General features: G+C 67.9%; 17 protein-coding genes. 5 read left to right on the top strand and 12 right to left on the bottom strand.

From position 1 onward, the window contains the following. Positions 1-76: 76 nt before the first annotated feature. The 3 genes from ACQCO7_RS25720 to ACQCO7_RS25710 form a co-directional block, all read right to left on the bottom strand. Positions 77-721 (bottom strand): hypothetical protein, encoded by a 645-nt coding sequence (locus ACQCO7_RS25720; protein ID WP_464074037.1) that lies wholly within the window; start codon positions 719-721, stop codon positions 77-79. After that, on the bottom strand, positions 718-5,613 hold the full coding sequence (locus ACQCO7_RS25715) for an RICIN domain-containing protein (protein WP_464074036.1): 4,896 nt from the start codon (positions 5,611-5,613) through the stop codon (positions 718-720). Before ACQCO7_RS25715 ends, ACQCO7_RS25720 begins: the two co-directional genes overlap by 4 nt. A 206-nt stretch (positions 5,614-5,819) precedes the next feature. Then, entirely contained in the window at positions 5,820-6,452 is a 633-nt protein-coding gene (locus tag ACQCO7_RS25710) for a hypothetical protein (RefSeq protein ID WP_464074035.1), read from the bottom strand. Positions 6,453-6,500: 48 nt separating this feature from the next. Here ACQCO7_RS25710 and ACQCO7_RS25705 point away from each other — a divergent pair, with 48 nt between their 5' ends. Continuing rightward, positions 6,501-6,689, top strand: coding sequence for a hypothetical protein (locus ACQCO7_RS25705; protein ID WP_464074034.1), 189 nt, complete (start codon positions 6,501-6,503; stop codon positions 6,687-6,689). 205 nt (positions 6,690-6,894) lie between these two features. Here the strand turns inward: ACQCO7_RS25705 and ACQCO7_RS25700 are convergent, their stop codons facing one another. The 4 genes from ACQCO7_RS25700 to ACQCO7_RS25685 form a co-directional block, all read right to left on the bottom strand. Then, complete coding sequence (locus ACQCO7_RS25700) at positions 6,895-7,398, bottom strand: hypothetical protein (protein ID WP_464074033.1); 504 nt, start codon at positions 7,396-7,398, stop codon at positions 6,895-6,897. Then, positions 7,395-8,657, bottom strand: coding sequence for an AAA family ATPase (locus tag ACQCO7_RS25695; RefSeq protein ID WP_464074032.1), 1,263 nt, complete (start codon positions 8,655-8,657; stop codon positions 7,395-7,397). The genes ACQCO7_RS25700 and ACQCO7_RS25695 overlap by 4 nt, the downstream gene beginning before the upstream one ends. A gap of 104 nt (positions 8,658-8,761) precedes the next feature. Further along, the gene (locus tag ACQCO7_RS25690) at positions 8,762-9,037 is read right to left on the bottom strand and encodes a DUF397 domain-containing protein (RefSeq protein ID WP_464074031.1); all 276 of its coding nucleotides are present in this window, start codon (positions 9,035-9,037) and stop codon (positions 8,762-8,764) included. Continuing rightward, positions 9,034-9,906 (bottom strand): helix-turn-helix domain-containing protein, encoded by an 873-nt coding sequence (locus ACQCO7_RS25685; RefSeq protein WP_464074030.1) that lies wholly within the window; start codon positions 9,904-9,906, stop codon positions 9,034-9,036. Before ACQCO7_RS25685 ends, ACQCO7_RS25690 begins: the two co-directional genes overlap by 4 nt. A gap of 159 nt (positions 9,907-10,065) precedes the next feature. Between ACQCO7_RS25685 and ACQCO7_RS25680 the strand changes: the two genes are divergently transcribed. The 4 genes from ACQCO7_RS25680 to ACQCO7_RS25665 all read left to right on the top strand — a co-directional run bounded on the left by ACQCO7_RS25680 (position 10,066) and on the right by ACQCO7_RS25665 (position 12,132). Further along, a complete protein-coding gene (locus tag ACQCO7_RS25680) occupies positions 10,066-10,554 on the top strand; it encodes an ATP-binding protein (protein ID WP_464074029.1) in 489 nt (162 codons plus the stop codon). 209 nt (positions 10,555-10,763) lie between these two features. After that, complete coding sequence (locus ACQCO7_RS25675; RefSeq protein WP_464074028.1) at positions 10,764-11,633, top strand: helix-turn-helix domain-containing protein; 870 nt, start codon at positions 10,764-10,766, stop codon at positions 11,631-11,633. Continuing rightward, the gene (locus ACQCO7_RS25670; RefSeq protein ID WP_464074027.1) at positions 11,630-11,818 is read left to right on the top strand and encodes a hypothetical protein; all 189 of its coding nucleotides are present in this window, start codon (positions 11,630-11,632) and stop codon (positions 11,816-11,818) included. The genes ACQCO7_RS25675 and ACQCO7_RS25670 overlap by 4 nt, the downstream gene beginning before the upstream one ends. Then, on the top strand, positions 11,815-12,132 hold the full coding sequence (locus ACQCO7_RS25665; protein WP_464074026.1) for a hypothetical protein: 318 nt from the start codon (positions 11,815-11,817) through the stop codon (positions 12,130-12,132). Before ACQCO7_RS25670 ends, ACQCO7_RS25665 begins: the two co-directional genes overlap by 4 nt. Before the next feature lie 34 nt (positions 12,133-12,166). Here the strand turns inward: ACQCO7_RS25665 and ACQCO7_RS25660 are convergent, their stop codons facing one another. The 5 genes from ACQCO7_RS25660 to fusA form a co-directional block, all read right to left on the bottom strand. Next, positions 12,167-12,577 carry a hypothetical protein gene (locus ACQCO7_RS25660; RefSeq protein WP_464074025.1) on the bottom strand — a complete coding sequence of 137 codons (411 nt, stop codon included), beginning with the start codon at positions 12,575-12,577 and terminating at the stop codon, positions 12,167-12,169. An 89-nt stretch (positions 12,578-12,666) separates the two neighbouring features. Beyond that, on the bottom strand, positions 12,667-13,056 hold the full coding sequence (locus tag ACQCO7_RS25655) for a hypothetical protein (RefSeq protein WP_464074024.1): 390 nt from the start codon (positions 13,054-13,056) through the stop codon (positions 12,667-12,669). 106 nt (positions 13,057-13,162) lie between these two features. After that, positions 13,163-14,272 carry an acyltransferase family protein gene (locus ACQCO7_RS25650; protein WP_464074023.1) on the bottom strand — a complete coding sequence of 370 codons (1,110 nt, stop codon included), beginning with the start codon at positions 14,270-14,272 and terminating at the stop codon, positions 13,163-13,165. Between the two features lie 121 nt (positions 14,273-14,393). After that, positions 14,394-15,587, bottom strand: coding sequence for an elongation factor Tu (tuf, locus tag ACQCO7_RS25645; protein ID WP_010354271.1), 1,194 nt, complete (start codon positions 15,585-15,587; stop codon positions 14,394-14,396). A gap of 155 nt (positions 15,588-15,742) precedes the next feature. Next, positions 15,743-17,869: an elongation factor G gene (fusA, locus tag ACQCO7_RS25640; protein ID WP_464074022.1), complete on the bottom strand. Its 2,127-nt coding sequence runs from the start codon at positions 17,867-17,869 to the stop codon at positions 15,743-15,745. Positions 17,870-17,903: the final 34 nt, after the last annotated feature.

The following is a 17,903-nucleotide window of genomic DNA, read 5'->3' as shown; positions in this document are numbered from 1 at the left end:
ACCGTCAGGTCACACCCTCGGCAAAGCGTCCGATTCCGCCGGCACCGCACCGCGCCACCTGCGGGCTCCGGACCCGTCAATCCGGATCCGGAACAGAATGCAGCGTCCCGTCGTCGACGACGAACTCGTTGTACCCGAAGCATTCACCGAGTTCGTGGTAACGCAGGTATCGCGTTTCCGTGATCGCCACCGGGTACGCCTTCATGACCCGGAGAAACAACCGGAACCCGAGATCGGGATCGATCTCGGCAACCACCTGCTCCAACGCGGCCTGCACCTCGCTCCCTCGCGCGCCGACCTCGTCCCGCACAGCGGGCGCGACTGCACGGATCTCCGCCAGAACCGCCTCCCGCAACAAGGGGGAACCCACCGCCGGCTCCGGCGGCGCGGGTTCGAACGACGGGTCGTCACAGCGAATCCGCTCGGTACAGATCCGGATCATCGCGTCCAGCCGGGTACGCCCGTCCCTGCGGACGTCGTCCGGCTCGTACGGAAGCCCGATCGCCGCACGCATCAACAGGTCGATCGTCTGTGTCGGCATGGACGAGTTCCGCAGCCTCAGAGCGTCCTCCAGCAGGGTCGGCGCATAGCTCCCGTCCCCCCACCCCGCGACCTCGGCGACGATCTCGTCCTCCGTGGCTTCACCCCAAGGCACGGTGAACCACTTGGTGAGCCCGCTCAGCCCGAAGTCGACCCAGATGTCCTCTCGTCGCACTGTCACCTCGTGGGTCTCTTGCCGTTGGGGAACGCGGTGTACACCATGTAACCCGGTTTGTCCTCTGACCTCTTGAGGATCATGGACACGATGTTCTGCGCGGGCCAACTGCTGCCGTCGCGATGGTAGATCGTCCCCAGAGACGCCGTGTCGTCCAGTGTCACGTTGAACGAAAGGAGATGCAGCGGGCTTTCCGAGTCGCGCGGAGTCTGGGCCATCCACTTCTGGAGCCGCTTCTGATTGGCCTTGTTCTGAGTCGGGGATCCGCCCGTCAGCCACTTCCTCATCGCTTCGTCCACTGCGGCTTGGGCCGTGTCCAGGTCCTTCCAGACACCAGTCACACCAGGGTGTCCATCCGGGTTTCTCTGGTAGTCACGCTCGGCCTTGGCACGCGCCCGCCCAGGAGTGGTCTCGACATGGTCCCCGATCGTGTGGGCACCACGCTTGTTCTCGTGCAGCCGCAGATTCAAGCAGTTGTGGACCAGGACATCCCGCGCCGGAGCACCCTCCACGCCCTCGGCCCCCACGTAGAAGGTGTGCAGCCCATCGACCGTCAGGTCGTACACCTCTCGCGGGGCCAGATCCGCCCGGTCACGCAGTGCGCTGACGACACGGGACGTGCCGTCCGGTCCCCGCAGTCGATCGCCGGGCCGCAGGTCGGACACGAACGTCCAGTCCCGGCCGTCCACGAACACCCGATGCCCGGCCGTGCTGGTCAGTCCGTACCCGTCGGCGAAAGAGACGTTCACGAGCCGACGCGTGTCGTGCCGGAACGTGTCGGTGACCGTCCGGGGCGCGTTGACACCGGTCTCGGGATCCGCCGCGAGGACAAGGTCACCTTCGCGAACCGCGGCGATCGGCCGCCGTGTCCCGTCCGCCATCAGCACCGGCGTCCGAGCCGGGAAGCTGTTGACGCGGCAGCTCGTGAGGGCGTCCTCGACGATGTTGACCTCTTGCGCGATCTTGGCCAGCGTGGCGGGGTCCACGTCCAGTGCCTTGAGCGCCTTGAACGCGTCGGCGACGCCGATGCCGGTCTTGAGCGCGGCGTCGAGTGCGTTGAGTGCCTCGGCGATCTTCGCGAACGCCTTGCCGGGGATGAAGTTGGACGCGGCCCAGGCGCAGCCGCTCGCGCTGCCGTGCCAGCAGTCGAGGAAGTCCTGGACGAGGACGGCCTTGAGGATCTGGTAGACGACGGTCTGCTGGAGGATGTCGAGCTTGCTGAAGTACTGGGTGACGTCCTTCTTCATGCCGGTGAAGCGCTCGGTCTTGACCAGGATCGTGTCTTCGGACGGGCAACCGGAAGCGGTGGCGGGTACGGCAGGGTCGGTGCACAGGAAGAAGTCGACCGTGGCGTCGAAGGTGACCTCGAACGTGACGGTGCAGCCGCCGAAGCCGATGTCGATGACGCAGTCGTTCTTCTGCCGGGTGCCCGTGATCTCGACGCTGTCTTCGTCGACGACGTAGAACGTGCCGCCGGTCCCGGTCCCGGCACCGTTCCTGACCTGCTCGTTGGCCCCCTTCCGCTCAGCGGACTCCGCCGCTTCCTGGGCCTCCTGCGCGTACTTGTCCGCGTCCTTCGCCGCCTGCTCGGCCTCGGTCGCGGCCGTGTTCGCCCGGTCGGCGGCGGCGCGGGCGTCCTTGGCCGCCTGCTCGGCCTCAGCGGCGGCGGACCGAGCCGCAGCGGCGTCGAGCGCGGCCTGGTCGGCGGAGTCGCGGGCGGAAGCGGCGTACCCCTCGGCCCGCCCGGCGGCGGCATCGGCGGCGGACGCGTCAGCCGTAGCCTGCCGGTCGTACTCGACCGTCCGGGTCAGCGAAGCGGACGCAGCGGCAGCCGCCCTGGCCGCATCCGCCGAGTACCCGAGCGCCTCCTTCGCGTAGCCCCGCGCCGTCGAGGCATACCCAGCGGCACCAGCGGCATGGACGTACGCCTGCTTGGCGTCCCCCTTCGCCTGGTTCGCGAGGTTCTTCGCGGCGGAAGCCTCAGCGGCGGCGTTCCGCGCGTGCGCCTCGGCAACAGCCCGCTGCTGCTCGGCGATCGTCTTGGACGCCTGCCCGGTCAACACCACCAGCGAGGCCGCCGAATCGGTCTCGGCATACACGGACCCGATCTGGATCGCGTCATTGGCAGGGTCGGCGACGGCAGAGGCAGCCGCGCCGGCATCAGCGGCGGCCTGAGCCGTGACGTACGCGAACCCGGCGGCCTTCGCAGAGGCGGCCACCGCCTTCGCGGCCTCCTCACGCGCCCCGTTCGCCTCGGACTTCGCCGTACGGGCCAGCGCCTCCGCCTCCTCGGCCTGGGCGACAGCCGCGTCAGCCTCCCCGGCGGCGTGCCCGGCGGCCTCGATGGCGTCCGCGACAGCGGCGGTCGCCGTCTTCACCGCCGCGTCGGCCCGCAGCTTCGCCGCCTGAGCACCGTCCGCGTCCGCACGGGCCCGCCCGGCCGCAGCCTCGGCACGCGTCGCGGCGGCATCGGCGTCAGCCGCAGCACGCCCAGCCGCATCCGCAGCCGTACGAGCCCTCCCAGCCGCAGCCTCGGCATCCCCGGCGTGCCGGTCCGCCGCGTCGGCGGCTCCCCGAGCCGCGTCAGCCGCAGCCCCGGCGTCCAGCGACTGCGCGTACGCCTCCTTCGCGTCCGCCTTCGCCCGCAACGCGTCGGCCTTCTGCTCCGCCTCCCACGCGTCGTCCCGCTTCGCCTTCGCGTTGTCACGGGCCTTGACCGCGCCGTCGCGGCGGGCGGACGCGGTCGCCTCGGCGGCCTGAGCCTGCTGCCGGGCCGTCTGCGCGGTGGCCGCCTCCGCCTGCGCCGTCTCCTTGTACCGGTTCGCCTCACCCTGCTTCGCGACCGCGTTCTTCTGCTCCGCGAGGGCCGTCTTCTCCTCCGCCTCGGCGCCGAGCCGCCTGGCCCGCGCATCGGCAGCAGCAGCCTTCGCATCCCCCTCGGCCTTCAGCGCGACCGAGAGCTTCGCCTCCGCCGTCTCCTTGTCCTTCTTCGCGTTGTCCCGATGCATCAGCGCCGCGTCGGAAGCGGCCTTCGCCTGCGACTCGGCGGTCCGCGCGGCCTCCCGCCGGAACTCCGCCTTCGACTGCGCGCTCTGCGCCAGCGCCCGCTGCGCGACGGTCTCACTGTCGGCGGCAGCCGCCCGGGTCGCCGCCTCGGCGGTCTCCCCCGCCTTCACCAACGCCGTCAGCGCGGCCACCGACCCCTTGACGACCTGCGCCTTCTGCATACCCACCAGCAGCCCACGCCCACGCGGCGCACCGGCGGCGTCAGCGATGCCGTACGCGGTCTGAAGGGCCGTGTCCGACGCGGTGGCCGCCTTGCGCGCGCCGTCCAACTGCGCCTTCAGCAGCGGGAGTTGCTTCTTCGCCGTCGCCTGCGCATCGGCGACGACCTTCTTCGCCTTGTCGAACTCCGCCTTCTTCGGATACAGCGGGGAGCCCGAACCCTGGTGGCCGGACGGCTTGATGAGGAAGTTCTGGGCGGCCGGGACGGGGGTCTTGCAGTCCGCCAGCCGCGCGTCCGTCCCCTTGGTGAAGTTCGCCAGGTCCAGGCACTTGCCTGTGGTCGCGCTCTTCAGCGGCGCGGCGGCACGCGGATTGCCCTGCCAGGACTGCCCGTTGGTCTTGTAGCACTCGGTGACCTGGATCTTCGTACCGTTCGCGCCGATGTCCAGGCACCGCTGCGATACGACGCTGCGCAGATGCAGGTCTCCCCCGCCGCCCTCAAGCGTCCACTGCTGGGCCGCACTGCCGTTGCACGAATAGACCTGTACGGGTGTGCCGTCGGTCTTGCCGCTGCCCGCGATGTCCAGGCAACTGCCCTTCGCGCCGGGCACCTCGACCGTCACAGCACTGTCGCCGATCCACCCCACACCCCCGGCGGACCAGTAGTCCTGCCAGCGGGTCGCGTAGTCCGCGAGCCACGACTGCCCGAGCAACTGCCCCAGCGTGTACGTGCCTTCCTGCAACGCCTTCGTCGCGGACGCGGACGCCGCCAGAATCTGCTGGCGCGGCCCGGCCTGCGCGGCGATCTCCCGCTGCCACTCGGCGGACGCCTGCGCGACCTCCTTGCCGAGCACCCGGTTCGGATCGATCGGCGCGTGCCAACCGCACGACGCGAAACGGGACTTCAGGTCCTCGACAGCGATACGGAACTCCGGGGTGTCCGGAGTCGTACCGGCACGCGGGAAGCCCCCCGACGCCAGGAAGATCCGCGCGTCGTCCGCGAACACCCTCGGCACGAACAGCACGTTGGGCTTGATCTCCCCCGAGTTCTTCTGCCACAGCTTCCACGCCTCACGCTCGGCCGGCGTGCCCCCCGAGGTGTACTGCGGATCACCGACCGCGAGCGCGGCCGTCTTCGTCGCCCTGTCCGCGGTGGGAGACGGCTCGTAGAACGGCGAGAACAGATCGATCGACTTCGAGTACGACTGCCACAGCCACGGCACCAGCCCGGTCCGCTCGAAGATCCCCCACGCACCGTCCCGCTGCGAGTAGAAACTCAGCGAGGAGACCGCGCCGTTCCACGCGAGTTCCTGGTCCTGGACCTTCTTCGCCCACTGACCACTGCTCGCGGCGTCCGCGTCGTACGCCTGATGCAGCGGGGTGCCGGTGTCGAACAGGTCCCGGTCGAGCTTCTGATGCAGCTGACCGTCCGGCAGCGTCAGAGCGTTCTGCGCGAGCGCGAAGAGGTTCGCTCCCCCCTTGCGCAGAGCGTCGGAGGCCACGCACTGGTCCGCACGCACCTGCTCCGCGGCCTTGCTGTCGAAACCGTCGTACGAGTCACCGGCGGCGGTGACGCGCTGCTCGGCCGCTCGACTCGGCGGCACGGCGAGGCCGCCCAGGACGGCCAGAGCGGCGATGGATGTGATGGCAGACGTGAGCGATCTGGGTCGCAAAAAATATCCCCCCATAGGACATGTACATGCCACACGAGAGGGTGGTCGGCCCCCTCGAACAGACATGCGACGCACACCATAGCCACGGGGGGACGGGCCACGACAAGGGATTACTCGCCCTCACACCCGGAGACCACGGAGAATGTGGAGAAACCGAAAAGACTCCGCCACAACTTGGCCAGAACCGTCCGCGCAGCCCTCGGCGCTCACCCGTCCTTGCCGAGAGCCGCCCTCAGGTGAGGGATGAGCTCGGCGGCCATGACCTCCGTCCAGGCCGTGGCCGGGGGTCGCGCGACCGCGTAGTGCCCTTCGCGCCGCTCAAACACCAGGATCTGGCGGCTCAGCCAGTTCATCGGGTCCACCCGCAGGCGTACGGCGCCGTGCGTGATCGTAGGGAACATGTTCCGCAGCACCTCGTCCGCGTGGAGACGGCTCAGAAGGTCCCCTGGATCGGAGGCCAGAAGGCCGGCCCACTGAGCAGCGGTCGGTTCTCCCCTGTCGAGCGCTCCGGCGAATTCGTCCAGCTCCAGGAACGCGAACTTCTCGGCCAGCACGTCGAGCGGCACCCCGTCCCGCCACGCAGCGATCACGTCGGCGAGGAGTCCGAGGTCGTCCGTAGCCCCGATCTCCCAGGAGAAGCCGGGGATGTGGACGCGCACGCGGAAGAGACGCTCCTCGTCGGACAGATCGACCGACACGTACCCCCTCGTCGTCGCGACCGTGACGTAGTCAGTGGCCCAATCCGGCACCCCGACATCGCACCCCCGCCGCCGCGCGGCCTCCCGCACAGCCACCCCGAGCCCACCGGAAGCAACCACGTCCGGGTACAGGTCGCTCATGCCTTCCCCTCTGCCGCTTGACTCGACGGAACCAACAGTATGAGCGGCATGAGCGGTAGCAAGAAGTACTCGATCAGCCTCGCCGAGGTCCTGGAACAGCGGGTCGCCATGGACAAGCTCCGCGAGATCGTCGCCGACTTCGAGACCGACGACGACCCGCTCACCAGGGAGGAGATCGAGGCGGCCCGCGCCCAGTTGAGCCGTGAGCGTCGCGACGCGGGCGGGGCCCCCGCCTGATGACCATGCCGGAGGCGGACTACCCACGCGTCCACCAGGCCCGTGTCCGGTGGGTGCTGTCGCGCATCGACGTCCACGAGGTCACCCGGGCCGTCGGCGACCACGCCGTGCCCGGCCCGGTGGCGTGCTCTGCGGAGCGACCATGGAGATCCTCAAGGTCTGAGCGGGCAGTCAGCGGGAGGTGGTGTGGGTGGCCTGGGAGCAATCACCCAGGCACCCCCGCCCACGTCCCCATCGTCGCCTCCAACGTCCAGATCCGGACCTCCGCCCGCAACCGCGAGGCGTACAGGTCGCGTTCGGCGACGATGCTGAGGTCGCCGGTGCCGAGTTGCTGGCGGACGGCGTGTTCGGCGAGGTCCATGCCGGTGCAGCCGCCGTCGCAGAGGTCGGCGAAGAAGGCGGCGTTCCAGGTCCGTTCGTGGAGGACCCACGGCGCCGCACCGTCTGCGGTCAGGCGCAGGAGTCGCATGAAGCTGTGCGCACAACTCCGGCGCGCCGAACCATCCTTGACCTGGAAGACATGGTTGCCGGTCTCGATGACGGTCGCGGTGGGAAGGACGAAGCGGACGCCCGCCTGACGTCGTTTCTCCATCTCTACGACGATGTCGGCACGGTGCTCGTTCCTGCCGGGTACGTCGAGGATCTCGACGAAGACGGACGTGTCGAGGAAGTCGACGACGGGCAGCGCAAGTCCGGGACGAGTACTCACAGGCTCCTCAAGAAGTCCTCGATGCTGCCGCTTCCCGTGTCGCGTGGCCGCACCGCATCGGGCAACCGCCCCTTGGCGACGGCGTCTCCGAGGTCACCGGCGGCCAACAGGTCGACGTATCCGGGGAGTTCCGGCAACGGCGTCAGCAGGCTCTCGCCGGTCTCCGGGTCGCGGCTACACACGATGACACCTGAATGGTCGTCCGCCGTGAGGGAGTTGAGGAGCGCCGGGCTGTGCGTCGTGAAGAGGACGTCGATCCGGCGGCGTCGGGTCTCCTCCTTCATCAGGTCCAGGACCCGCGCGGCCTGCGTCGGATAGAGCCCGTTCTCGATCTCCTCGATGACCAGGTGCCGTCGGCTGCTGAGGAAGGCGGTGCCGAAGGCGAGGAAGCGGAGCATGCCGTCGCTGAGGAGGCGGGCGGGGACGTCGTGGTCGGCGCCGTGGTACCCGGACTCGCTGAGCAGGAGCTGTACGTCGCCGAGTCCCGTGACGACGAACCCGACCCCCTTCACGGGGTACTCCGGCATACCGGCGACGAGGTCGGTGAGCCGGTGAAAGGCATCCGACTCGGTCTCCGCGAGCCGCGCGACGACCGCGCTCAAGTTGTCTGCGCTACGCCGCAGTTCGGAGTCCCGTTCGTTGACATAGTTCCGCATGAGGTGGGGGACGGGATCGAGGAGGAAGACTTCACGGAGGGCGGTGAGGACGGTCTCCGCAGCCCGGTTGACCAACGCCGTCGCCCTGTTGGCCACGCCCGGATGCGACAGAGTCTGGCTGGTCATCAACCGGTCCGGGAAGGGAAGAGTTTTCGAACCACCGACCAGATACTGAACCGTCATCCCGTCGGCGCTGAGCAACGGCCGTTCCTTCAGCCGCCGGTTCCCGTACCTCATCCCATCGACGGCAACCAACTCTTCCCACACGATCCGCACCTCGGGCCGCACCTCGACCTCGACGTCCAGATCGAACACGGCGTCGCCCTGCCGAACCCGGCACCCGATCCGGAACGAGTCCTCCCCCAGCGGAGCGCACCCCTCGACCCCACCCCGGATCGACTCCGCACCCCGAGGCCCGTCCAGCGCATCCCGCACCGACTCCCCCGAAGCCAGCCGAGCCAACACCATCAACGCGTCCAGCGCGTTCGACTTCCCGCTCCCGTTCCGCCCGATCAGCACGGTGAGGTCCTGCAAAGGCAGCCGCTGACCGGTGAAGCTCTTGAACGAGGTCAGCCGCACCTCCTCCAGACGGGGCCCTTCCACCGCTCACCTCTTTCCACACGCCGACCAGGTCACCCCAGTCTGTCAGCTCAGGGCCGCCCGGACCCGCACGGCGACTCCGGGCGGGCGGTGTTCCCGACGCGGGGTCAGTGGGAGGTGGTGTGGGTGACGAAGGTGGACCAGGCGGTGGGGGTTACCTGGAAGGTGGGGCTGGTGTCCGTGAGCTTGGAGTCGCGGATGTGTACGCAGGTGGGGGTGGTCGCGATCTCGATGCAGTCGTCGCCGCTGGTGCCGTCACTGTAGGAGCTCTTGAACCAGTTCAGAGCGACCTCGACGCAGTTCTCGCCGTTGGGGCCGTCGCTGTAACTGCTCTTGAACCACGCCAGTTTGGGGAGGTCACCGGCGAGGGCCTTGCGGATCATGTTTCTCCCAGCAGTCGTTCAATGTGGGCCAGCGTCTCCCGGGGCGGGAGGGCCAGCGCTCGGATAGTGCCCAGTTGCAGCTCGATGTGGCGGAGCTGTTTCGGTTCATTGGCGGGACGGCCGTTGAAGAGACCGTCCGCGCGCCCAACCGCCGATCCGTCCGCGAACTTGAACAGTTCCATCTTGCCCTCCAGCCCCGGGTGCGGGTCGGAGTTGGTCAGCATGACCTGGAGGGTGACGAAGTCCAGACGCCCTACCTCCAGGAGGTGTTCGAGTTGCCGCTTCCAGGCCATTGTGCCCCCAACCTGGCGCTGAAGAATCACCTCCTCCAGCACAAAGTGCATCGAAGGCGCCAAGTCCCGCTTGAAGATCGACTGCCTGGCCATACGGGCCGCCAGCAGCCTCTCCAACTCCTTCTGCGCATAGGTCGGCTTCCACGACCGCAACAGCGCCTCCGCGTGCTCCTGCGTCTGCAACAACCCCGGCAGGCTGTTGCAGACGTACACCCCGATCTCGACCGCCTTGGCCTCGTTCGCCTTCAAGTCCCGCACCTTCTTCGGGTACTTGACCTTCTCCACGTCCTCCTTGAGGATCGCGATCGTCCCCTGCGCCTCCAGCACCTGATCCGCGAGGTCCAGGAAGCCCGGCCCAGGAATCCGCTCCCCGCGCTCGATCTTGTACACCATGTCTTCGGTGTAGTTGACGCGCCTGCCGAACTCCGCCGCCCGCATCCCCTTGTTCTCGCGCCGCTTCTTGATCTGCCGCCCGGCGGTCTCCAGCACCGCCTTTCCCCACTCGTCGTCCGGGTCCGGAGCCCAACCCGGCTCCTCCTCGGCCTCGTTGCCCTGCTGCTGCGCACTCTCCGACATGGCCCGCCCTTTCACTGCGTACCGTGACCTCCTCGCGACGCCAGGTACCCAACCAACGGCCTAGACGCCCTAGACACCACTGGACAGCGCCAAGACAGTTACCGTACGCAGTCGCCAAGTAGCCGATAACGCTAGCCACTTCCCGCCACCCTGGGTCACGTGAACAGCGAATCTCCCCAGACCCCAGCCCCCCTCCCCGCCCTCACCTTCTGCGTGCAACTCTCCCCCACGCGCCGGGGCGCACGCCTGGCCCGCCTCCTCGTCACGGAACAACTCCGTTGCTGGGGACTCCCCTTGTACCCGGCGCAGCAGGTGATCGCCGAGCTGGCGAACAACGCGGCGACGCACGGCCGAGTCCCCGGCAGGGACTTCCGCGTCGCGATGTACGTCCTCGGCGAGACCCTCCGCCTGGAGGTGACCGACACGCGCGACGACGCGGTGCCCCGCCACGAACCCCCTTTGGAGGAGGGCGAGTCGGGCCGAGGGCTCGCTCTCGTCGAGGCGCTGACGGCGAGGTGGGGCGTGTCGTTCGGGCCCACGCCCCGCAAGACCGTGTGGGCGGAGATCGGCCTCCGGCACGACCGGCTCGCGGGGAACGGCGTTCCGGTGGGCGGGAGTTCGAGGCGGCGCGGGGTCAACCACCAGTAAGTACCGGGGGTGGAAAGTACCCTTCCAAACCCCCTCCACCCCCCGCCCCGAAGCTCACCCCAAAGCTTGACACCGCAAAAGCGCCCTGCCCTATGCTCCCGCCAACACCAAAAAGTCGGCCCCCGCCGGGACTCGCAATCCCGAACGAGGGCCTGACCACCTAGAAGGAACGCCCTTCCCCAATGGCTAGTAAGGAACGCCCCTTCCCGATGGCTAAAGAAAACCCTAGCGCGCCCTCGTACGCGCACCTCCCCCTCCCCACCGACTTCGCCCCCCAAGGCGTCACGCACGTCACCGTCCGCCACCGCTCCCACTTCACGGTGATCGGCAACCACCTCGCCCAGCACACCGACCTCAGCCTCACGGCGATCGGCCTGGCGACCCACATCCAGTCCCTCCCCCCAGGCACCCGCGTCGACATCAAGACCCTCAACGAGAAGTTCGACGAGGGCGAGGTGCGCATCGCTCGCGCGCTGCGGGATCTGGAGGCGTACGGATACCTCCGCCGGGTACGGGTGCGGCTGGCGTCGGGGCACGTGGTGACGCGGACGGTGTCGTACAACAACCCGGGGGCGCACGGCCCCAAGGACCCCGGCGCCGACGACCCCGTACCACCGAGGCCGAAGCGACGAGCACCGGAACCGCCGGTGGAGCCACCACCCGTAAGCACGGAACCCCCCAAACCAAAACCCCCACTCCCCACCCCCACAACGCACAACCCCGAACACCACGAATCCGCGGAAGCCCTCCTCAAAACCCTCCACCTCACGGACGCCCGCCTACTCCTCCGCCGCAAGGACGTAGCGCAGCTGACCCCAGCGGTAGCGACCTGGCTGGAGCGCGGAATCCCCCTGGAAAAAATCCGCACGACCTTGACGACAACCCTCCCGTCCCCCCTCCACCACGCCCCCGCCCTCCTCTCCCACCGCCTCACAGAACACCTCCCCCCACCCCTCCCCCCATCACCCTCCCGCCCCCACCCGGTAACCACCTGCGAGGGCTGCGACAGAGCAATCCGAGCCCCCCAGGGCACCCGCTGCCGGGACTGCCGCCCCACAACCCACCAGAAAGCCGCATGACCTCCCACCGCTACCGAGCGATGCGCACCGCCATCGAATCCCTGGACGACAGCATCCCCGGCACCTTCGAAATCACCCGCGAAGGAATCGTCCACGACCTCAGGGACCCCTCCGGCCGCCACGAACTCACCCTCGTCCACGACTGGAGGATCTCCACGGACGGCCTCCCGAGGTACGACGAGTGATCCCGCGCCCCGAGCACACGCCGGAGGCCCTGCGTGCGGCGCTCGCCGTCATCGCTCCGGGGCGGCTGGAGGAGATGCGGGCCACCAAGGACGAAGCGTTCGCGAAGGCCGTCGAGTGGCGGTCCCTCAGCCCCGTACAGAGCTGGGTCCTCACCTGGGCCAGGGAGATCGAGATCGCCCGCCGCCCGGACCTGTCCGCTCGCCGAGCCAGCGCGGAAGCCGGCCTGGAACACCCGGACACGCTGATCGCCCGCGAGGCGCTGGAGGAGCTGAGCAGGGTCCTGGACGAGGCGATGAGGGCCGTACGCGCATGAGTTCGCCCCGGCATTGAGAAGAGCCCCAGCCCCCTCACCACCCCACCAACACCCCCCGCCAAACCCACCCCGCCCCCACCACAACCCCCGTCAACGCCCCCCGCATCTCCCCGGAGTCGAACCGCTCCCCCGCACTCCAGACGACCACCCTCCCCGGCCCCCGGCCGTACCGCCGATTGCCCAGCACCCCCGAACTCTCCCACCGCTCCTCCAGCACCCGCACCTCACCCCGCTCGGCGACGAACCGCATCCGTATCCGGAGACGGACCCGATGAGGGGCGGACCACTCGGCGACCAGGTCGGCCTTCTCGTCGAGGCGTGGCGCGCGGACCGTGAAGGGGACGTCGAGGGCGCGGAGCGAGGCGCGGAGGTCGGGGAGGGGGACCGGCGTAGATCCTTCGGCGGGGCGGATCGTGCCCGTGAACTTGTCGCGCAGTCGGCCCATGTCCTCGTACCCCTTCTCAGCAGAGGACCACCAACATACAAGCGGCCCAGTGGGACCCCCGTCCCCACCGGGCCGCTCGGAACAAGGGCTCAGTCAGTGATCGTCACGCACGGGAGACCGACGCTACGGCCGTCGTGCCAGCCCTCGACACAGATCCGCGTCCCCGGCGGGAAGTTCTGGTTGATGTTCTTGTAGTCCCGGTACCTCGTCCACGCCGGGACGTTCTCCACCTTGGTCCAGAGGTTGATCTGGCCGTTCGTGCTCCAGATGTGCGTCTTGATGTCCCGGTTGCTGATGTTGCTGGACCAGACGTTGACGTCGATCTTCCCGACGTACCGGCCGTTCGTGTTGATGGAGAAGCAGGTCTGGTTGTTGCACCACTCCCCGCTCGCGGAAGCGGGCGTGCTGGTCGCGAAGAGCAGCCCGGTCATGGCCGCGGCCGTGCCGAGCGCGGCGACGGCGTTCCTGAGGTTGCGCATGGTGGTCCTTCCCCCGATGGAGAAACAACTGAGTACGACCACCCTGATGCGCCCGGATTCCCGAGTCACGCATTTCGAAGTCCTTCGAAACGTCCCGCCCGAGGACTCACCCCTTCAGCCGAGCGAAGGACGAGTCCAGCCCCCGCTTGATGACCCCGGCGAGAGGCCGCTCGACCACCCGGTGCACCCCCCAGCTCAGCACCATGAACCCGGCGAGCACGACACAGATCAGCAGCCGCGCGTCGAGATCGTCACGGAGTCGGCTGATCAGCGTCGTACCGGCGGCGTAGTGCAGGAGATAGAGGGGATACGTGATCGCCCCGGCCGTGACGAGCCACTTCCCCCGCACCCGGTCCAGCTTGCCGAGCGCGATGGCGACCATGACGAGGAGGAACACGGTGAAGATGAGCACCGCCCCCCGCCACCCGGACACCCCCTCGACGTTGTCGATCCGGTGCCCGATCTCCTGCTGCCCCATCAGCCAGGCCATCCCGAGGATGCCCCACAACAACAGGTCCTGCCCGAACCGGTACATGAGATACAGCGCGAGCCCGGCGATGAAGTACCAGGCCCCGTCAGGATTGACGATCAGCGAGAACAAGGGCCACCCGGCGGAGGGCGCGAGCATCGCGGCGGCCCCCCAGAGGCAGCAGAACAGCACGACCCGCCGATAACTGAGCCCGACCGCGACGACCACCAGGAACAGGAGATAGAACCGGAGTTCGGCCCAGAGCGTCCAGTACACCCCGTCGACGTTGCCGACCCGCGACCCGGACTGAAGCATCGTGAGATTGACGAGCACATCACGCGGAGCGAGCCTCTCCCAGACCCCGGGAAACGCCGCCAGCACCCCGGTCGTGAAGAGAATCGCGAACCAGTACGCCGGGTACAGCCGGATCACCCGGGAGACGAAGAACTGCCGGGGAGTCCGCCCCCAGCAGGACATGCAGATCACGAACCCGCTGATGACGAAGAAGATCTCGACGCCGATCCAGCCGTACGAGGCGACCCGGAACACGTTCGGCATGATCTCGGAGACGGGCCGGCCCCAGATGGGATTGCCGGGCCGGTCGGCGCGAGCGGTCCCCGCGAAGTGGTGCAGCGCGACGAAGAGCGCGGCGAGCAGACGCAGCCCGTCGAGGACGTACAGCCGGGGCCGCCGCACCGGCACGGACACCGACGGCTGTGAACTCTGAGTGAAGGTCAGGCCAGTCATCGCCCGTCACCTTACGGAGCGCCCATAACTCAAGGTGAACGGAAAGAGAAAACCCGTACGACCGAAGTCGCACGGGTTTTCCCAGCGGTCCGAGGACCAGTGGCCCGAAGGCCGGTAAGAACTAGGCCTTGATCTTGGTGACCTGGCCGGCGCCCACCGTACGACCACCCTCACGGATGGCGAACTTGAGGCCCTCCTCCATGGCGATGGGCTGGATCAGCTCAACCGACATGTCGGTGTTGTCGCCGGGCATGACCATCTCGGTGCCCTCGGGGAGGGTCACGACGCCGGTCACGTCCGTCGTACGGAAGTAGAACTGCGGACGGTAGTTGTTGAAGAAGGGGGTGTGACGACCACCCTCGTCCTTCGACAGGATGTACGCCGTGGCCTCGAAGGAGGTGTGCGGCGTGACCGAACCCGGCTTGATGATGACCTGGCCGCGCTCGACGTCCTCGCGCTTGATGCCACGGAGGAGCAGACCGACGTTCTCACCGGCCTGGCCCTCGTCGAGCAGCTTGCGGAACATCTCGATACCGGTGACCGTGGTGGTGGTCTTCTCGGTCTTGATGCCGATGATGTCGACGGTCTCGTTGACCTTGAGGACACCACGCTCGATACGGCCGGTGACGACCGTGCCACGGCCGGTGATCGTGAAGACGTCCTCGATCGGCATGAGGAACGGCTTCTCGACGTCACGCGCCGGCTGCGGGATGTTCTCGTCGACGGCCTTCATCAGGTCGAGGACGGTACCGGCCCACTTCTCGTCGCCCTCAAGGGCCTTGAGCGCGGAGACCTGGACGACCGGCAGGTCGTCGCCCGGGAACTCGTACTCGGAGAGGAGCTCACGGACCTCGAGCTCGACGAGCTCCAGGATCTCCTCGTCGTCCACCATGTCGGCCTTGTTCAGCGCGACGACGATGTAGGGGACGCCGACCTGGCGGGCCAGGAGGACGTGCTCCTTCGTCTGCGGCATCGGGCCGTCGGTGGCGGCGACCACGAGGATCGCGCCGTCCATCTGCGCGGCACCCGTGATCATGTTCTTGATGTAGTCCGCGTGACCGGGGCAGTCGACGTGCGCGTAGTGGCGCGCCTCGGTCTGGTACTCGACGTGCGCGATGGAGATGGTGATACCGCGCTGGCGCTCTTCCGGCGCCTTGTCGATGTTGTCGAACGCGGTGGCCTCGTTCAGGTCCGGGTACGCGTCGTGCAGCACCTTGGTAATGGCGGCCGTGAGGGTCGTCTTACCGTGGTCGATGTGACCGATGGTGCCGATGTTGACGTGCGGCTTAGTCCGCTCGAACTTCGCCTTCGCCACTGGGGTCCTCCTGGAGTGGTTCTGTACGCCTTGGATTCATCGGCGCCAGGTGATCTTTGCTGTTGGGTCCCGGGCCCCGGGCCGTTCCGCCACGAATGCGGAGGAACAGCCCGTGAGACACCGGGGTCAAGCCTACGGCGTGCGAACGCGGTGCGTTACTCGCCCTTGGCCTTCGCGATGATCTCCTCGGCGACGTTCCGGGGAACCTCGGCGTAGGAGTCGAACTGCATGGAGTAGCTGGCCCGGCCGGACGTCTTGCTGCGCAGGTCGCCGACGTAACCGAACATCTCCGAGAGGGGCACGAGGCCCTTCACGACGCGGGCACCGGCCCGCTCCTCCATGGCCTGGATCTGGCCACGGCGGGAGTTGATGTCGCCGATGACCTCACCCATGTAGTCCTCGGGAGTGGTCACCTCCACGGACATCATCGGCTCCAGGAGCACGGGACCGGCCTTGCGGGCGGCCTCCTTGAACGCCTGGGAACCGGCGATCTTGAACGCCAGCTCGGAGGAGTCGACCTCGTGGTAGCCACCGTCGAGCAGCGTGACGCGGACACCCGTCATCTCGTAGCCCGCGAGGATGCCGAACTGCATGGCCTCCTGAGCACCGGCGTCCACCGAAGGGATGTACTCCTTCGGGATACGGCCACCGGTGACCTTGTTCACGAACTCGTACGACGTGTCGCCGCCCTCGATGGGCTCGATCGCGATCTGCACCTTGGCGAACTGACCGGTACCACCGGTCTGCTTCTTGTGGGTGTAGTCCACGCGCTCGACGACCTTACGGATCGTCTCACGGTAGGCGACCTGCGGCTTGCCGACGTTGGCCTCGACCTTGAACTCACGGCGCATACGGTCGACGAGCACCTCAAGGTGCAGCTCGCCCATACCGCCGATGATGGTCTGGCCGGTCTCCTCGTCCGAGTGGACCTGGAAGGAGGGGTCCTCCTCCGCGAGACGCTGGATCGCGATGCCCAGCTTCTCCTGGTCGCCCTTGGACTTGGGCTCGATCGCGACCTGGATGACCGGCGCCGGGAAGTCCATGGACTCCAGGATCACCGGGCTCTTGTCGTCGCACAGCGTCTCACCGGTGGTGGTCTGCTTCAGGCCCATGACGGCGACGATGTCGCCGGCGCCCACCGCGTCGATCTCCTCACGCTTGTTCGCGTGCATGCGGTAGATCTTGCCGATGCGCTCCTTCTTGCCCTTGACGGAGTTCAGCACGGCGGTGCCGGACTCCAGGCGGCCCGAGTAGACCCGGACGAAGGTGAGCTTGCCGAGGTGCGGGTCGCTCATGATCTTGAAGGCGAGCGCGGAGAGCGGCTCGTCCTCGGACGGCTTGCGCTTGACGACCTCGTCCGGGTTGTTGACGGCGTGGCCCTCGATGGCCTCGACGTCGAGCGGAGTCGGCAGGTAGCGCACGACCGCGTCGAGCAGGGGCTGGACGCCCTTGTTCTTGAACGCGGTGCCGCAGAACACGGGGGTGACCGTCACACCGTCGGACTTGCCGGAGGCGATGGTGACCTTGCGGATCGCGGCGTAGAGCTGCTCCTCGGAGGGCTCCTCGCCCTCCAGGAAGAGCTCCATGATCTCGTCGTCGTAGTCGGCGACGGCCTCGATCAGCTTGTTGCGGTACTCGTCCGCGGCCTCGGTGTGCGTGGCGGGGATGTCGACGACGTCGTACATCTCGCCCTTCGCCGCCTCGGCGGACCACACGAGCGCCTTCATGCGGACGAGGTCCACAACGCCCTGGAAGTCCATCTCGGCGCCGATCGGGAGCTGCATGACGAGCGGGACGGCGCCCAGGCGGTCCGAGATCATGTCCACGCAGCGGTGGAACTCGGCGCCCGTACGGTCCAGCTTGTTCACGAAGCAGATGCGCGGCACGCCGTAACGGTCGGCCTGACGCCACACCGTCTCGGACTGCGGCTCCACACCGGCGACACCGTCGAACACCGTGACAGCACCGTCGAGGACGCGGAGCGAACGCTCCACCTCGACCGTGAAGTCGACGTGCCCGGGGGTGTCGATGATGTTGATCGTGTAGTCGTTGTCCTCAAGCGGCCAGTGACAGGTGGTGGCAGCAGAGGTGATCGTGATACCACGCTCCTGCTCCTGCTCCATCCAGTCCATCGTGGCGGCGCCGTCGTGGACCTCACCGATCTTGTAGCTGACGCCGGTGTAGAAGAGGATCCGCTCGGTGGTGGTCGTCTTGCCCGCGTCGATGTGGGCCATGATCCCGATGTTGCGGACCTTGGCCAGGTCAAGTGAAGTGGTAGCCATGAGGGCTCGGTCTTCTCTCGGTCTCGATGGGGTC

It is taken from the genome of Streptomyces saintjeani, assembly GCF_055409605.1.
Note: the sequence above shows the minus strand (reverse complement) of the source record. Positions and strands in the feature narration are given on the sequence as shown.